Annotated in this window: 17 protein-coding genes; 3 read left to right on the forward strand and 14 right to left on the reverse strand. The window is 64.7% G+C overall.

From position 1 onward, the window contains the following. Window positions 1-181 precede the first annotated feature (181 nt). The 4 genes from BRAS3843_RS11260 to BRAS3843_RS11270 form a co-directional block, all read right to left on the reverse strand. On the reverse strand, window positions 182-625 hold the full coding sequence (locus BRAS3843_RS11260; RefSeq protein WP_008968998.1) for a hypothetical protein: 444 nt from the start codon (window positions 623-625) through the stop codon (window positions 182-184). 132 nt (window positions 626-757) lie between these two features. Further along, window positions 758-898: a hypothetical protein gene (locus tag BRAS3843_RS41465; RefSeq protein WP_008968999.1), complete on the reverse strand. Its 141-nt coding sequence runs from the start codon at window positions 896-898 to the stop codon at window positions 758-760. Next, window positions 895-1,386, reverse strand: coding sequence for a hypothetical protein (locus BRAS3843_RS11265; protein ID WP_139024839.1), 492 nt, complete (start codon window positions 1,384-1,386; stop codon window positions 895-897). Before BRAS3843_RS11265 ends, BRAS3843_RS41465 begins: the two co-directional genes overlap by 4 nt. Window positions 1,387-1,560: 174 nt before the next feature. Then, entirely contained in the window at window positions 1,561-3,609 is a 2,049-nt protein-coding gene (locus BRAS3843_RS11270; RefSeq protein WP_008969001.1) for an alkaline phosphatase family protein, read from the reverse strand. Window positions 3,610-3,885: 276 nt separating this feature from the next. On the opposite strand from BRAS3843_RS11270, the gene BRAS3843_RS11275 reads away from it, so the two are divergent. Then, window positions 3,886-4,365, forward strand: a complete 480-nt coding sequence (locus tag BRAS3843_RS11275; RefSeq protein WP_008969003.1) for a prepilin peptidase — start codon at window positions 3,886-3,888, stop codon at window positions 4,363-4,365. A 2-nt stretch (window positions 4,366-4,367) separates the two neighbouring features. Here the strand turns inward: BRAS3843_RS11275 and BRAS3843_RS39165 are convergent, their stop codons facing one another. Genes BRAS3843_RS39165 through BRAS3843_RS11325 form a run of 10 tightly spaced genes read right to left on the reverse strand, consistent with a single transcriptional unit; the run spans window position 4,368 to window position 12,632 of the window. Next, a complete protein-coding gene (locus BRAS3843_RS39165; protein WP_139024840.1) occupies window positions 4,368-5,066 on the reverse strand; it encodes a hypothetical protein in 699 nt (232 codons plus the stop codon). Window positions 5,067-5,077: 11 nt separating this feature from the next. Then, entirely contained in the window at window positions 5,078-5,584 is a 507-nt protein-coding gene (gene gspM / locus BRAS3843_RS11285) for a type II secretion system protein GspM (protein ID WP_244425254.1), read from the reverse strand. 50 nt (window positions 5,585-5,634) lie between these two features. Continuing rightward, window positions 5,635-6,708, reverse strand: a complete 1,074-nt coding sequence (locus tag BRAS3843_RS11290) for a PilN domain-containing protein (RefSeq protein WP_008969006.1) — start codon at window positions 6,706-6,708, stop codon at window positions 5,635-5,637. Between the two features lie 5 nt (window positions 6,709-6,713). Further along, window positions 6,714-7,634: a type II secretion system protein GspK gene (locus BRAS3843_RS11295; RefSeq protein ID WP_008969007.1), complete on the reverse strand. Its 921-nt coding sequence runs from the start codon at window positions 7,632-7,634 to the stop codon at window positions 6,714-6,716. Beyond that, on the reverse strand, window positions 7,634-8,377 hold the full coding sequence (locus tag BRAS3843_RS11300; protein WP_008969008.1) for a prepilin-type N-terminal cleavage/methylation domain-containing protein: 744 nt from the start codon (window positions 8,375-8,377) through the stop codon (window positions 7,634-7,636). The genes BRAS3843_RS11295 and BRAS3843_RS11300 overlap by 1 nt, the downstream gene beginning before the upstream one ends. Continuing rightward, window positions 8,374-8,778 (reverse strand): prepilin-type N-terminal cleavage/methylation domain-containing protein, encoded by a 405-nt coding sequence (locus tag BRAS3843_RS11305; protein ID WP_008969009.1) that lies wholly within the window; start codon window positions 8,776-8,778, stop codon window positions 8,374-8,376. The genes BRAS3843_RS11300 and BRAS3843_RS11305 overlap by 4 nt, the downstream gene beginning before the upstream one ends. Further along, entirely contained in the window at window positions 8,759-9,223 is a 465-nt protein-coding gene (locus BRAS3843_RS11310; protein ID WP_008969010.1) for a prepilin-type N-terminal cleavage/methylation domain-containing protein, read from the reverse strand. The genes BRAS3843_RS11305 and BRAS3843_RS11310 overlap by 20 nt, the downstream gene beginning before the upstream one ends. Before the next feature lie 6 nt (window positions 9,224-9,229). Then, window positions 9,230-9,724 (reverse strand): type II secretion system major pseudopilin GspG, encoded by a 495-nt coding sequence (gene gspG / locus BRAS3843_RS11315; RefSeq protein ID WP_035981456.1) that lies wholly within the window; start codon window positions 9,722-9,724, stop codon window positions 9,230-9,232. An 11-nt stretch (window positions 9,725-9,735) separates the two neighbouring features. Next, on the reverse strand, window positions 9,736-10,944 hold the full coding sequence (locus BRAS3843_RS11320) for a type II secretion system F family protein (protein WP_008969012.1): 1,209 nt from the start codon (window positions 10,942-10,944) through the stop codon (window positions 9,736-9,738). 8 nt (window positions 10,945-10,952) lie between these two features. Next, complete coding sequence (locus BRAS3843_RS11325) at window positions 10,953-12,632, reverse strand: GspE/PulE family protein (RefSeq protein WP_008969013.1); 1,680 nt, start codon at window positions 12,630-12,632, stop codon at window positions 10,953-10,955. Between the two features lie 298 nt (window positions 12,633-12,930). On the opposite strand from BRAS3843_RS11325, the gene gspD reads away from it, so the two are divergent. Both gspD and BRAS3843_RS11335 read left to right on the forward strand, forming a co-directional pair. Beyond that, a complete protein-coding gene (gene gspD / locus BRAS3843_RS11330; protein WP_008969014.1) occupies window positions 12,931-15,276 on the forward strand; it encodes a type II secretion system secretin GspD in 2,346 nt (781 codons plus the stop codon). A 1-nt stretch (window position 15,277) separates the two neighbouring features. Then, window positions 15,278-15,790: a tetratricopeptide repeat protein gene (locus BRAS3843_RS11335; RefSeq protein WP_008969015.1), complete on the forward strand. Its 513-nt coding sequence runs from the start codon at window positions 15,278-15,280 to the stop codon at window positions 15,788-15,790. The last annotated feature ends 163 nt before the right edge of the window (window positions 15,791-15,953 follow it).

Here is a 15,953-nt window from a genome sequence, read left to right on the forward strand (position 1 = left end):
AAAGCGGGGCCGGCGGGGATCGCCGCCCTCGGCGCGCGTTAAAACATTGTTAACCTGACGGCCGAATGACAGCTGTTCCGGGCATGTCGCCAAATCGCGCCGCGCCCTGCGGCGTTTCGCCTCCGCGCGCTTCGAATAGGACGATCAAATTTTGCCAGTATTGGATCGCGGGCGGCCGCGCTCAGCAGGCCCGGGCTTCGATCCGCAACGATCCGAGCCGCACCTCCTGCTCGGCGTCGACGAACGCACGGATGCGCAGCAACCCGCCCGAGCGCAGTTCAACCGGCGTGAAGATGAGGCTGGTGGCGGCCACGATATAGAGCGGCGCGCTTGTCTCGGGCTTCAGGTTGGCGACCAGCCCGGTCTGTTCGCTGCGCCGCGGCGTCTCGATCGGCTCTTCGGCGAACGGTTGCTCATCGCCCGGCAGATAGCAGCGCACCACGATCGAATTGAACGGCTGCGAGGCCGGCGAAAAGATGTGCGTATGAACGCACAGTTTCGGCAGCACCAGCGGAAACTGGCCCGAGATGAAGATCACGCCGTTGTAGCAGCCGATGAAGCTGAGCTTGCCGCCGGGCTCGGTGCGAATATCGTCACAAAAAATCGAATGCCCGTACCGGTCCATTGCCAGAGGCCGCTGACGCGGCTGCCCCCTACTCCATGCGCCCAAGCCTGTCTTCTCTCACGAGTGTGACGGCAGCATTACAAATCCGGTCTCCGCCGAGCGATCCACATTGTCACGGCCGCACGCCGCTTGCTAATGGGCCTCGACCCAAACGTCGCTCAAGCGGACTCGTTCGAGCAGTGCCGCCGGATCGAATTTTCGCAGACCGGCCGGAAGGTCGAACAAATCGACGGCCTGCGCCTCTTCGCGTAGCGCCTCCACGGTGTAGGTCATGCCATCGCCAAGCGTGATCTGCAGCGGAAAGCGAAGCTGTGGATCGACCCAACGATGAACTGCTGCTGATCACCGGCGCGCACGCGATAGGCCAATGCACGGCGATCTCCGAGACGTTCCTCGCCTTCGTTCGCGCACTGCCAGTCGTCGCTGATCCCGGCATTTGCCAACTGCGCCATGGCCTGCCATGCGCGGCATGGATCCTTGGGATCGACAGGGACGAACAGCCGCGTCAACCGGCTCGATCCCCGCGCATCCATATAAAGGCGGGCAGCGGGACGAATGAAATAGGCCGTCGGAACGGCAACATCAGTGAGAAAATAACCGTCGGGCAGCGCCGGCGTCTCCAGACGCGTCTTCTCGGCACGCACGCGCAACCGGCCGGCCGGAACGGCCACATCGCCCTGCCCGCGTTGGATGATGTCGGCGGAAAATGAACGCGCATCCTGCGCCCGTCCAGGCTCGTGCCCGACCACCAGGGCCAGCAACGCCGCCCAGATCGTCAGCAGCCTCGATGCTCTTGCCATCTGACACGTCATCCCGCTGCTCGCTTCATACGACTGCTGCCGCCCATCGGCACGCAGCGGCGCCGATCAAGCCGAAGCCTGACCGGCGCCGTATCAGTTGATACGGAAGCGCGCATCACGCGCTTCAAGCGCAGCTCACTCGGTGTAGGGTTGGCTCACCGGGTGATCGAAGTCGAACGCATCGAACAGATCCGACAGCGCCGGGCTGTTGGTCGGCACATATGGATTGTTCTTCGCGATGGTTGGATTTGGCAGGTTGTCGCGGCTGCGATTGGTCAGCGGCTTCAGCCGCCAGTTGCGCTCGATGAATTTGAGCAGCGACACGTGGTCACCGTAGTTGTGATAGACCTTACCGCCGGTCGTGTACGGAGACAGGATCAGGATCGGAATACGCGGTCCGTCGCCGAAGAAATCGATCGACTGGGTGTAGCCGGAGTCCCAATAGCCGCCGGCTTCGTCCCAGGTCACGAACACTGCAGTCTCCGCCTTGAGCTTCGGATTGGCGTCCAGCGCTCCGAGGATGTTCAACAGATAGGCCTCGAACAGATCGACCTTCGAGCTCTGCGGATGACCGTCGAGCAGACCGTCCGGCTTGCCGAACGACACCGCGGGAAGCGCGTTGTTGTTGATCGCGGTAATCAGGTCGACGGTGTCCTTGACATGCGCCGAGCGCACCGCCGGATTGGCCATGATCGAGGTCGCATACTGGAACGGATTGCAGATCTGGCAATACGCCACCCCGAGCGCATGAGCCGGATCTGCGAGCGCCGCGGCAGTGAGGTTCGGGCTAGTCGGGTTGGCCGCGACCGCTGCGTTTGCGAGCGCAACGGCATCATTATAGGCGCCGCCGTAATAGGCCCACGAGATATTCTTCTCGATCAGCGCGTCGCCGATCGTCCGAACCGGCGATGGCGGCAGGTTGCTGCCACCCGAAAGCGCGCCGTTCGGCAGATAGCCCGGGTTGACGTTGTTGAGCATGTAATAATGGTTCGGCTTGCAGTTCGGCTCGGCAGCGTAGGGCAGGTTTTCCAGATAGCTGACGATCGGCTGGACGCCGGGCTGGTTGATGTCCGCGCAATTGCTGAAATTGCCGTCGACGGTGTAGGTGTTGACGGTCCCGGCCTTCGGGTTCGGGTTGGCGACCGTGGGTGGCGTGGTCGGATTGCCATTGCCGTCGCTCCAAAACGCCGCATCGCCGGTGCCGAGCATGAAGTGGTTGGCGCCGGTACCGCCGTGGAACGACTGATGGAAATTGTCGCCCAACGTAAAACGGTCGGCGAGCATCTTCAGAATCGGGGCCTGCTCCTGCTGGGCGTTGTAGAAGCCCATCGCGTTGCCCTGGCTCTTGTTCGTCGCCGAATAGGTCGCCATGACGAACGGAAACAGGTCGTTCAGACAGCCCGAATTATTGGCCTTGGTCACGCTCGCGACGCTGCAATCTTCCTGCTGCCAATCCTGATAGAAGCGGTGGGTCGTGTCACCGGTGTAGTCGTCGTCGCTGAGGTGCGGACCCTGAAGCGGGAATGGTCCGGCGAGCGAGCCTGCGCCGGGAACGCGGCTATCGAGCACGTTGGTCGGAAGGCCGCTTGCACCGGTGGTCAGGATGTCGAGATCGATCGGCGCCATGTCCTTCTCGACGCTCGCCTCGGTGATCGTCTTGAACGGCGGGCTGGTATCGGCCGGAGCCGACGGCGTGCCCGCGGTGTTCGGCTGCGGCATCACGTTGACGGGGTTGTAAGGCGACTTTGAAATCGCAGGCGCGCCGATATAGTACGACGACTGCGCTGCAACCGAATATTGCTGAGCCTTGGCATAGTTGGGACCCGGGGTCCCGTCTTCGTTCACGATGCCCTTCGACAACAGGTTGGAGATCGTCTGGCCCCTGCCCTTCGGCTTGTAGACGCCAAACGTATGGTCAAGTCCGCGGTTCTCGCCGATCAGAATGATCACGTGCTTGATCGGCGATGTCGTCTTGCCCTGGCCTTCGCCGGACTTTTCGATCGCATTGTGGACGTCGTCCTGAATCCTTTCGATCAGACTCTGGACGGCATGGCGGTTCGGATGCTCGCGACGATCCCAGTCGCTGACGCCTCCTTCCGCAAGGGCTGCCGTCTGAATCGTAAAGCTTGCAACAAGACATAGCGCGGTCGTGGCGCGCCAGCGCTTTCGAGAGCTAATAATCATTGTGGACCCCAAGGAATTTGCGGTTAGCATCGCGTATCTAGTGGGGCAATGTGACGCACCGTTTTCGGTGATATGAATGGGCGAAAAAGCGACCGGTCAATCAACAACAATTCCGTGATGCGCATGCGCCTATGGTCAACTTCAAATGCCGTTTTGTGACGAAGCGATCGCCCTCCGAGATGTCGACGAGCGGGGGACTTCGACAAGTCGACGGAAGACCGGACGGCGATCCTCGTGTATCAGACGGGATCGTCAACTTTCCTCCCATGCCTCGCGATGCTCGTCTTGTTCTGCCTTCTGCTGCTTGGCTGTGCGTGTCTGGCGCTGGCCTGGATCGATTTTCGCGAGGGAATCATTCCTGACGCGATCAATCTCACGATCGCTGTCCTTGGAGCTGCACGTGCCGCGGCTCTGGGTGGATGGCCGGGCCTCGCCCAGGCCGCCGCCGCGGGCATCGTTATCGGCGCCGTGATCTGGCTGCTGCGCCGGCTCTATTTCATGCTGCGCGGCCTGCAGGGGCTCGGGCTCGGCGACGTGAAGCTGCTTGCGGCCTCGGCCCTCTGGGTGGGAGCGGAGGGAATCCCGACCCAGCTGCTCGTTGCCTCCGTCGCCGCCCTGCTCGCCGCGGCCGGCCTGCAACTGGGCGGCCAGGCGATGACGCGGCAAACGGCGCTGCCGTTCGGGCCATTTCTGGTGCTCGGCCTGCTGGTCACGTTGGCGCTGCAGCAGACCGGCTGGTTGAGCGAGCTCTATTGAGGCTAGCGCTGCCGCCGGCGGCGCTGGATCGGATCGGCCTCGTCGTCGATGAAGGCGTTCTCCGCCTGGACCGGACCGGCGACGGGCGTCGCGGCGCCCTCGACGCCCGGCTCTGGAAGGCTGATCACGACGGTCTGCTGGTCGCGCTCGAGCGCGACCTCGCGCCCCTGGACGGACCGCAAGCGCCAGCCCTGGAACTCTTCGCCGACACGCAGACGCAGCGCCGTTCGCGTGCTCTGATCGACAAAGATGCCGAAGCTCTGGTCGGCGCCGATGATGGTGCCGACCAGCGACAGCTGCGGCCGCTCGACCCGCGGCGGCTTCGGCGGTGGCGGTGGCGGCGCGCGGACGACCGCAACGGGTGCTTCGGGAGGCGGCGGTCGTCGCGAGGCGGAAAAGATCGGCCGCTCGCGCGTGTTCGACAAGATCGCCAGCGGAATGGCCCAGAGCGGATTGGCGCTGACGGCACGTTCGGCCGCCGCCGGCTGCGGCCGAACCGGCGCCGTTGCTGGTGCTGGCGTTGGTGCCGACGCCGATGGAGGATCCCAGACCGAAGGTGTCGCCGGCCCGTCCGCCTGCCGCGGCGGATCAAGCTCCAGCTCGGAGTCGGAAGCCGAGACCGATAGCGCCGTGCGCGATGCCGAAAGGCTGAGCGCGGCGGCGAGCAGCAGCACCAGTCCTGGCTTTCCTCGGAGCATCATCCGGCCTTCCCTCATTTCGCGCCCTGCCATTGTCCGGAGACGGCGAGCAGGATCCGCAGCTTGCCCTCACCTGTATTGGCCAGGTTCGAGGGCGACTGCACCACCAGCTGATCGATAAACAGGAACGGCATACCCGCCTCGATATCATACAGCAGCCGCTGCAGTCCGGGTTGATCAATGTCGCAACTCGCGATCATGGTGATGAAACCGGTCTTGGACTGTGTCCCCTGCAGATCGATCTGGGAAGACTGCACGTTGCCGCCCAGCCTGGTGATTGCGCCGGTGACGCGTTGAAGCAACGCAGCGCCGGCCACGGTGACGGTAGCGCCTTCCAGGAATGGCGACCCCGACGGTGCCGCGACATCGCCGCTGCGTCCGCGCGCAAAGGCCGGTTTGCGCCCTTCAAGCTGCTCGAGCATGGCCGTCGTTGCGCCAACGCTGGCACGACGCCCCACCAGGTCGGTCACGGAACTCGCGACGACGAACAGGAAGAAGAGCATCACGCCAAAATAGGCCATCGCGGCGGGCCAGGGCCGCGCCAGGACTTTCGCAAGCGTTGCGTTCTGGTTCATGAGCCCGACCCGAAATACGGCGTGATATGCGCTTCGATATGAAAACGCTCGCCTGGATCTTCCGCCGCGCGGGTGGTCGGCGCAAAGAAGGTGGCGCGGGTGAATTGCGGCGATTGCTCCAGCAGACGGATCAGCGATGGCGCATCCTGCGTCAAGCCGACCACCTGCATCTTGTCGCCCTCGATCCGCAGCTCCGTCGTGTAGGTGCTGTCGGGCAGCGCGCGCGACAGTGCTTCGAGCACCATGACGCTCGAGGCCGAACTCCGCTTGCGCTGGGTCAGCAACAGTTCGGCGGAACTCGTCCCCTGGTTGAGGCGCAGCGCCGCGCGGCGCTGGTTGAGCCGCTGTTGCACGTCCTGGAGTTCGGTATCGAGCCTCGCGCCGAGATAGGCGGAGACCGCGAAACTCGCGGCGGCCGCAACGCCGCCGCCGATCAGCAATCCGCGCAACAGCCTTGGAATGCTGATGGCCAAGCGGCCGGCCTGGGCGAGCCGTGTATTGAACAGGCGAATGGTTGTTCCCGCTGTCTCGTCCGCCGGTACCGTGACGACGCCGGAGATTGATGCTGCGCCGAGCCCTGCCGCGAGATCGACCAGCGGCTGAATTTTTGCGCGCGCGGTCGCAGCCAACATCAGCACGATGCGATCGTGGGGGCCCGGCTGCGGCGGGCTCAGACCATAGACGGCTTCGCCTGCCGCCCATGGCGTCAGCCGATCGATCTGGGCCCGAACCATGCCGTCGAGGAAATCGGCAGCCTGTTTCGGGAAGTCGACTTCACGGAACAACACCTGGTCCGGCCGCATCTGGACCTCGACGACGCTGCTGCGGAGCGCTGCGCGCCATTGTGGCGACAACGGCGGCTCAGGACGTCCATGTGGTGTCAGCCGGAATGAGACGGGGCGAAGCCCCGCGCCCTTCGCCACCGAACCAAGCCGCGCCGTGAAACTGTCGCCATCGATTTCCTGCAGGACCACCCGGCGCCGCGATGCCAGGCGATCCATGACCGCCTCGACAGCCGCCGCCACGGCTGCGATCCAGGTTGCGAACAGCTCTTTCAGTTCCGCCAGCATCGCACTCACAACTCCCGTCCGCCGATGGTACCGATCCCGTCGCGCCACGCCAGCACGCGGTAGGGATTACCCGCGCTCTTCAAACCGATCACGACTTCCGAGGCCGTCTGCCAGTTGTCCTTCTGAAGCCGGATCAGGATACGGTAGACATCGCATTTGTCCTGGCTGGCGCTGGCCTTGGCCTCGCCGAGCGCCCGTGCGATGGCCTGGGGATCGTTGCCCAGATTATCGCGATCGGCGAGAAACTGCTTGAGGATCAGCGGCGTCATGCCGGGCAGCGCGGCAATCACCTCGGGCTTGGCGTTGATCACGTCCACGCCGGCCGAGCCGCTGAACACCGTCACGAACGGAAGCGCCCGCTCGACCAGCGCCGGAGGCAGCCCGAGCACGAGCGCGAGTTCATTGATATGGGCGAAGGGCGCCTGGCGCGGACCATAGGAGCGACCAGCGGCGCGGTAGAGCGCATCCTCGCCACCTGCGGCACTCCCGGGGGCAGCGCGGGTCCGCCATCCGACGATCCGGTCGGCGTAGTCCTTGGCATTCTCCGGCGGGGCGCCAAGCACGGTCATCAGGCCGGACAGAAGCTCCTTGGGCGCATTGTTGAGGTCGATGCGGGCAGTTTCCGAGGTGAAACTGATCGACATCTCGGCGCCGTTCAGCCTGGCATGGAAGGCGCCGTGCGCCGGCGGGCTCTCGCCGGACGACGCGAGTTTATAGGCGGTCAATTCCACGGCCGCCGACACCAGAGCTTCGGCCTGCAGCGCATTGTCGTTGACGGCAATGGCGCGGGCCGAGTTGGCCAGAAAGGCGGAGAAGATGGTCGCGAGTGCGGCGAGCGCAGCAATGATCCACAGCACGGCAACGAGCACGAAGCCGCGCTCGGCGCGATGGCGATGGCAGGCGGCAACGTCGGTTCGGCGCACCATCACGAGCCTCCCTGCTTGGCGGCGGCAGCGCCCGTCGTCTTGCCGTCGTCAGTCGCCTTCTTGTCCTTATCCGACTTGCCGCCATCCTCCGACAAGCCGCCTGAAGCGGGCGCCTCGACGTGAATCGGCGTGACCGTTGACACCGCGAGAACGCGCTCGCTGGCCGCGTCGCGAACGGTGAGCCTGATCGCGGAAGGCAACCGGTCGTTCTCGTGCCAGCTGTCGCGGAACACGCGATCGACGCCCGCATAGGCGAAGGACAGGCGGAACGGCGGCGTCAGCAGCACGACGGGATCGCGGGTATGGATGGCCTCGGAGAGCGAGGCGCCCTGGGGGAGCGGGGCAAAGGACGCGCGGGAGCGGACCATCACCAGCCGGCCAGCGTCCACGGTCTCCGCAATCCTGACGACGTCGAGACCAGGACCGGCATTCGGGCCGATCGCCGTGCGCACGAAGGTGACGGCCAGCGCCGAGCCATCGAACAGCGGCTTACGAACATCGCGCGAGGGCGAGACAAATTCCGCCGCGGCAAGATCCGCCGCCATGCGCTGCATCGCGATGCCGACCAGCTCGCTGCGCTGGACGCGATCGACACCCCTATTCCAGTTCGGCAGCCATTGTGCGGTGACCGTGGCCAGCGCCGACAACACCAGCCCGATCAACGCGAGCGCCACCAACGCCTCGATCAGGCTGAATCCCCGCTCGCCGGGGCGCTCGCCAGGATGGTCGACGTTCCAGCTCATTGCTTCGGCTTCGGCATCAGACGAACGGTCTCGAGCGTGATCATTCCGCCGGCCGGACCGCGGACCCGCACTTTGACCAGTTCAGGAACCCAGTTCACGTCGTCCTTGTCCACGATCCAGTCTTCCCCGACCGGGCCGATGTCGATCTGCCAACGCGTATCGCCGGTGCGGCCGTTCAGCGTCCCGGGGGCAAGCGCACTGCGCTGCGGAATCGCCGTCGCAAGCACGGTTTGCGCCGACTGCACCAAAGCGACATGGTTCTCCAGCGCGCGCACGCCGCGGGCATTGGTCGACATCACCTGCCCGATCGCGACGATCGAGACGGCGACGATCGCTAGTGCGATCAGCACCTCGATGATCGTAAAGCCGGCATCAGGCCGGTCAATTGGCGAGCGGGACACGGGACGAAATCTCAACTCTGCCGGTCAGCCAGTTCACGCGAACCTCGTAAGTCGTATCGAGCCGGCTGAGGGCGATTGCACCGCCGCAGGACATGCCGTCCGCGAAGAAGCTGATGGTGGAGAGCGCCGCGCGGTTACGGCAGGTCTGCGGAAGGATGGCATCGAAGCGGACGTCGTCGGGAATGCGCAACGTCTCGCGGCTTGCGCCCGAACGGATGGCCCGCGCATGCGGGTCGACCAGGGTTGCCACGTCGCGCTGGCGCCGGATCGCGGCGCTGCGGTCGATTTTCAGCAGCGTGGCCGTCTGAAGCGCATAGGCCTGCAGCCGTGCGCGCGACGTCTGGCGCGGCACAAAGGGCAGCAGCACGGCCGCGACCAGAGCGATGAGCGCGAGCACGCACACCATCTCCAGCAGTGTGAAACCGTGCTGATCAGCCTTCGTCATGGTCGTTCAATTCGTCGCCGAAGCAGTGAGGTGATCGAGCGAAAGGTCGGCCGCTGTGCCGGTGCCGCCCTCCTGGCCGTCGGAGCCGAGCGAGACGATGTCGTAGGGGCCGTGTTCGCCCGGCGCGCGATAGATGTAAGCGTGGTTCCAGGGGTCGTTGGGCAGGCTGCCGCCCTTCAGATACGGCCCGTTCCAGGCTCCGCCTCCGGTCGGCCGCACCAGCGCGGCAAGGCCTTCCGCCGAGGACGGATAGCGGCCGGTGTCGAGATTGTAGAGATCGAGCGCACTGGCGAAGCTCTGCATCTGGATCTTCGCCGCCTTGACCTTGGACTCGCTCAGATAGTTCAGCACGCGCGGGCCGATCAGCCCCATGATCAGGCCGATGATGGTGATCACCACCAGCATCTCGACCAGCGTGAAGCCCGCTTCTCCGGCACGCGCCTTTGCACCGGTCTTGGTGCCGTACCGCTTCAGCCATCCGGCAGAGTTCTGTTTCGACATTGCCTTCCCCTTCATCCCACGAGCTGGGTAACCGACAGAAGCGCGGTCATCACCGAGACGATCAATCCGCCGACGACCGTGCTGATCGTAATGATCGCGAGCGGGCCGATGATGGCCACGACGCGATCGAGGCTGCGCTGCAGCTTGGCCTCGTAGAACTCCGCGACACGGCCCGCGAGCGCCGGCAGCTGGCCGGTCTCCTCGCCAAGCCGCAGCATTCGCACCGCCATCGGCGGCAGGCTGCTGCCGGCCGACAGGGCGTCCGACAGCTTGCCGCCATGTCTCACCCGCTCTGCCGCCGCCGACCACGCCGCCACGTTTCCGGTGACGGCCATGATGTCAATCAGAATGCGCAAGGTCGCCGTCAGGCTGACGCCGCTGGCGAGCAGAACGCCAAGGTTCCGGCAGAACAGGCTGGTCCGGTAGAACTGAAAGATGCCGGCGATCCCCGGAACGCGTGCGATCGCGCCCACGATCGCCACCCGGGTGGCGGGTCTTCGCAGCAGCCACCAGACCGTGGCGATCACCGCTGCAGTCCCGAGCAAAAGCTCCGTGGCATTGGCGCGCATCGCGTCCGACAGGCCGATGAAGAAGCCGAGTGCAGTATCGGACTTGCCGCCGAAATCCTGCAGCACGGAGGAGAATTGCGGCAGCACGACCAGAATGAAGAACAGCATCACGCCGATGGCTGCGATCAGCACGAAGACAGGATATTGCATGGCATCGGTCAGCTTGCGGCGCGTCTGCTCGGCGCGGGCACGCTCCGCACCGAGGGCTTCCAGCACCTGATCGAGCGTGCCGGAGACTTCGCCGACGCGGACCAGCGCCACATACATTGCCGGGAACAGCTCCGGATGCGCGGCAACCGCGTCCGCAAAACTTTCGCCGCTCAACAACGATGCCCGCAACTTGGCGACCACGGGACGAAGCCGGCCGACATCGGCATCTGCGGCCAGCAGCTCCAGCGCGTCATCGAGACGTGCACCCGCCCGAAGCAGCAGCGCCAGGTCCCGGGTAAAGGTCGTGACCTCGGCAGCGCTCGGCCGATTGAGCAGGCCGAAACCTGTGGAGGAAGATGGCTTCTTGTCCTCGATCGTCTCGATCGGCAGCAGCCGCAGATATTCGATCCGCGCCGCAACCTCGCGTGCGCTCGGCGCCGAGAGCGTACCGTGGACGATCTCGCCGTTTTGCGTGAGCGCGCGATAGCGGAAATTGGGCACGGTTCACCTCAGCGCGCAGTCGTGACCCGGAGGATTTCGGACGGGGACGTCAGCCCGGCGCGGCACTTGGCGAGACCGTCATCGAGCATGGTCGTCATGCCGGCCCGAATGGCCGCCTGGTCGATCTTGTGACCGTCGGTCTTCTCTCCGATCAGGCCGCGCAGCTCATTGTCGACCTCGAGCACTTCGAACACGCCGAGCCGTCCGCGATAGCCGGTGCCGCCGCAACGCTCGCAGCCGCGCGGATGGTAGGTGATTTCGCCGAGACGCAAGCCCAAGGCGGGAAGCCGCGGATCCTCCGCAAAATCCGCCTCCGTTAGCGGCTGCGCCGTCTTGCAGCGCTCGCAGAGCTGCCGGACCAGGCGCTGTGCAATCACCGCCCGCAAAGTCGAGCGCAACAGATAGGCCTCAACGCCGAGATCAAGCAGGCGGGGGAGCGCCGCGGCGGCGGTCTCGGTGTGCAGCGTGGTTAGCACCAAGTGGCCGGTCAGCGCCGCGTGCACCGCGACATGGGCGGTCTCGGCATCGCGGACCTCGCCGACCATGATCACATCCGGATCCTGACGCACGAAGGAGCGTAGCGCTGTTGCAAAGGTCAGCCCGATCGCCGGCTTGACCTGGGACTGATTGACGCCGGGAATTTCATATTCGACCGGATCCTCGATCGTCAGGATCTTGCGGCTCGGCTCGTTGAGGATCGACAGGATGGTGGCGAGCGTCGTGGTCTTGCCGCTACCGGTCGGCCCGGTGATGACGATCATACCGTGCGGCAGCTTGAGCAGCCGGCGCAGCTTGACTTCGTCGGGCGGCGAAAAGCCGAGCTTATCGACCACCAGCAGCCCGCGGTCCTTGGGCAGGATACGGATGACGGCGGATTCGCCGTGCTGCGCCGGCATGATGGCGACGCGGATGTCGATATCGGTCCGGCCGATCCGCAGCCGGGCCGCGCCGTCCTGCGGCAATCGCCGCTCGGCGATGTTGAGGCTGGCGATGATCTTGATGCGCGAAATGACGGCTTGCGGCAGCACGCCGGCGGGCGCTGGCACCGGACGCAACAAGCCGTCGATGCGCAGACGCACAACGAGGCCGCTCTGGAACGGCTCGATATGGATGTCGCTCGCTCTGAGCTCGACGGCTTTTTCCAAGAGATCATTGACGGCGCGAACCACCGGAGCGCCGCTGGCGAGGTCACGCAGGCTTTCGATGTCGTCTTCGCGAAGCTGCGGCAGCCCCTCGGACTCGCCCTGCCCTACCTCATTGCCATCGTCGGCAAGCCGCCGGTCCAGCACGATCGACAGATCTTCGAAGGATGCGACCTTCAGTGCGAAATCGGTTCCCAGCACAATCTCGGCCGCACGCCTGGCGGCCTGATCAGTCGGATCCGCAATCGCGAGAACAACGGCGCCACCGGCCGATCGATATGGAAACAGCAGAGTCTCCCGCAGGAAGCGCTGCGAGAAAGGTGCGACCAGCGGCTCGGCGGCCAGAAGTTCTTGCAATGCAACACGGTCAAGGCCGTAGAACCGGGCCGCCTCCTCGGCGAACTCATTGGCCGACAGGTCGGTCAATTCCCACAGCTTTGCCGACGGATTTCCGCCTGAGCCGGCATCGTCGGCCGCAGCTGTCGCCTTGAGGTGTCGCATCCGGCGGAGATGCTCGACAAACGGCAATGGCTGATGACCGGTCATGCGTTTTTCCAGTCGCACTGCGTGGTGTGAGCGGGTGCGGCGCGGGCATTCTATCAGCCGCGGATCGTCGGAGCCACGCTTATCAATGGCGAATGTGACGCCCGTACGAAACCGATCGGTTCCGCCACCGCAATGCGGGAAAGCCACACTGGCACTTGATCCGTGCTATGGGACTGCGCTCTAATGAATCTGTCTAATGACTCTGTCATATTGCCGCGCTAGGCATTCGGCACTCCACGGCTCGCCTTCGCGCCGCTGGGGGGAAGCGCGTTTTTTGAGTTGGGGATCGGCTAAAAGTATGGTGCGTGTCGGCAATCAGCGCCGGTCCCAGGCGACCACGGACTCTCTCTGTTTCAGAGCTCTCACGATCGCGGCTGTGTTGGGTGTCCTGACGCTGCTGGCTGCTTGTAATTCGGCGACCGTCGGCACGGTGGCGCCGGGCGATGTCGATCCGCTCGACAAGATTCGCTCGCTCGACATCATGCCGCGTCAGGCGGAGGGTGTGGGCGGCTCTCAGAACGCCACGGCTCAGCGTAACAGCCGCGCTGCGGTCTACGAGGGCACCGAGGTCAACGATATCGGCGACGTGCCGCCGCGTCCGGTCGCAAATGGTGGCGGCTACGACCTCAACTTCGAAAACACACCGGTCGGCACCGTGGCCAAGGTTGTGCTCGGCGATATCCTCGGCACCGGTTATACCATCGATCCGCGCGTGCAGGGCACGGTCAGCCTGGTCTCCGTGCGCCCGGTGCCGAAATCGGACATCGTCTTCGTGCTGGAGAATGCGCTGCGCCTGAGCGGCGTGGTGCTGATCCACGATTCCACCGGCTATCGATTGACGCCGCTCGGCGATGCCGTCGGCGCCGGCCGGGTCGATTCGGCAGCGGCGACCCCGGAGCCCGGCTACGGCGTCTCAGTGGTCCCGTTGCAGTATGTATCGGCGCCAACGATCCTGAAGCTGATGGACTCCTTCGCCACCAAGCCGGGCAGCGTGCGCGCCGATTCCACCCGCAACCTGCTCCTGATCCAGGGCACCGGCGCGGAGCGTCGCAACGCGGTCGAGACCGCGATGAGCTTCGACGTCGATTGGATGCGCGGCCAGTCGGTCGGAATCTATCCGCTCAACAACAGCGCGCCCGAGCCGCTGATCGCCGAGCTCGAAAAGATCATGGATTCCGGCGAGGCCGGGCTGAGCCAGGGCGTGGTCAAATTCCAGGCCGTGGCCCGGATGAACGCGGTCATGGTGGTCAGCCGCAAGCCGGCGCTGCTGCAGACCGCGGCCAACTGGATCAGGCGGCTCGACCGCGAGGACTCGGCTCGGAACAGCGTCCGCGTCTATCAAGTCAAGTATGGCGAGGCCAAGCAGATCGCGCGTGTGCTCAACGACATGTTCGTGGGCGGCTCCTCCTCGTCCTCGCTCGACAGCGCCGACAATCAGCTGGCACCCGGCTCGGGTTCGACCTCGTCGTCGAGCGCGGCGGAGCGGCTATCCCTGAACACGAACTCTTCGTCATCCTCACAGCCGAGCGGCTTCGGCTCGCGGCAGTCCGGCGCTTCCGGAGGCGGCATGTCAGGCTTCAGCCCGTCGCCCTCGGCAAGCGCCAACCAGGCCAGCGCGAGCGGGAGTGGCGGCGCGCTCGACAGCCGTAGCGGCACCGGCGGCAACGGACAGCCCCTGCTGCAGGGCGTCCGTATCACGGCCGACGTGGTCAACAACTCGCTGCTGATCTATGCCGATCAAGCCAACTACAAGATCATCGAGGCGACACTCCAGCAGCTCGATCAGCCGCCGCTGCAGGTCGCCATCGACGCGACCATCGCGGAAGTCACGCTGACCAACGAGCTCAGCTACGGAGTTCAGTTCTATATTACCAGCAAGCAGAATTCGCTTCTGAATACGCAGTCGACCTCGGCTCCGACGACGTCAACGACGACTGATACGGCGACCGGCGCGGTGTCGACGGTCACGAACGCCCTGATCAATCGCGCCTTCCCCGGCTTCAATTTCCTGATCGGATCGGAGTCGAACCCGAAGGCCATTCTTGATGCGCTGCACGCGGTCACCAGCGTCAAGGTCCTGTCAAACCCCTCGCTGGTCGTGATCAACAATCAGGCCGCCACCTTGCAGGTCGGCGACGTGGTCCCGGTATCGACCGGCAGCGCCACGGTGCTCAGCTCCAGCAACACGGTCGTCAACACCATCGACTATCGCAACACCGGTATCATCCTGCGGGTGTCGCCGCGCATCAATGCCAATGGAGGTGTTCGACTGGATGTCGAACAGGAGATCAGCAACGTCTCACCGACAAGCAGCTCGACTTTGACGCCGACGGTTTCCGAGCGGCGGGTCAAGAGCTCGATCTCCGTGACCTCGGGCCAGACCGTCCTGCTCGCGGGCCTGATCAGCGAGCAGCAGAACGGCAGCCGCAACGGCATTCCGGTCCTGGATGAGATTCCCTATTTTGGTGATGCGTTCGGCGCCCAGGACAAGAAGGGCACGCGCACCGAGCTGATCATCTTCATCCGGCCCCAGATCATTCGCAACGGCACTGATGCCCATCATATTGCCGAGGAGCTGCGGTCGAAGCTGCGCGGCAGCGTCGGAGCGAGCACCAACGATCTCAACATGCATACGGTTCGCTGACATGCCCGGGACCAACCGCCGCCTCGCCGCATTGCTTGCCGGCCTGTTTGCTTTCGCATGGGCCTTCGGCTCGATTGCGCCGGCGCGGGCCGATAGCGTGGCGCGCGCGACCGCCGCCTACTCCCGCGGCGATTATCTGACGGCGGTCCGGATCCTGACCCCGCTGGCATTGCGCGGCGACGCCAAGGCGCAATCGTTTCTCGGCTTCATGTATGAGAACGGCTATGGTGCGCCGCAGGCCTATGTGGCCGCTGCCGACCTCTACATGCAGGCGGCGATCTGCGGCAATCCGTTCGGTCAGGTCATGCTCGGCCTGATGTACGACAAGGGTCATGGCGTCCCGCAGGACTTCGTGCTGGCCTATAAGTGGCTCAACCTCGGCGCGGCCCGCGCCGCGCGGCGCGATCGCGACTATTACTTGCGGCTGCGCAACGCTGTGGCGTTCAAGATGTCGGCCGCGCAGATCGCCGAAGGGCAGCACCTTGCCCTGGCGTGGGTGCCCGGTCAGCCCTGATCCAAGCGACCGCCTGGTCCTTCGATTGCTGTGTCGAGGAGCGCCGTTCCGTCGGTGGTAACGGACGATGCCGCAATGCGTTGTTGACGCGCGTATGACGCTTTTGCCAACTCCACATCAGAGTTTCTGTCGACATAAGCGGCGTTTCATACGCGCGACGCGC

Source organism: Bradyrhizobium sp. STM 3843 (assembly GCF_000239815.1).
Classification (GTDB): domain Bacteria; phylum Pseudomonadota; class Alphaproteobacteria; order Rhizobiales; family Xanthobacteraceae; genus Bradyrhizobium.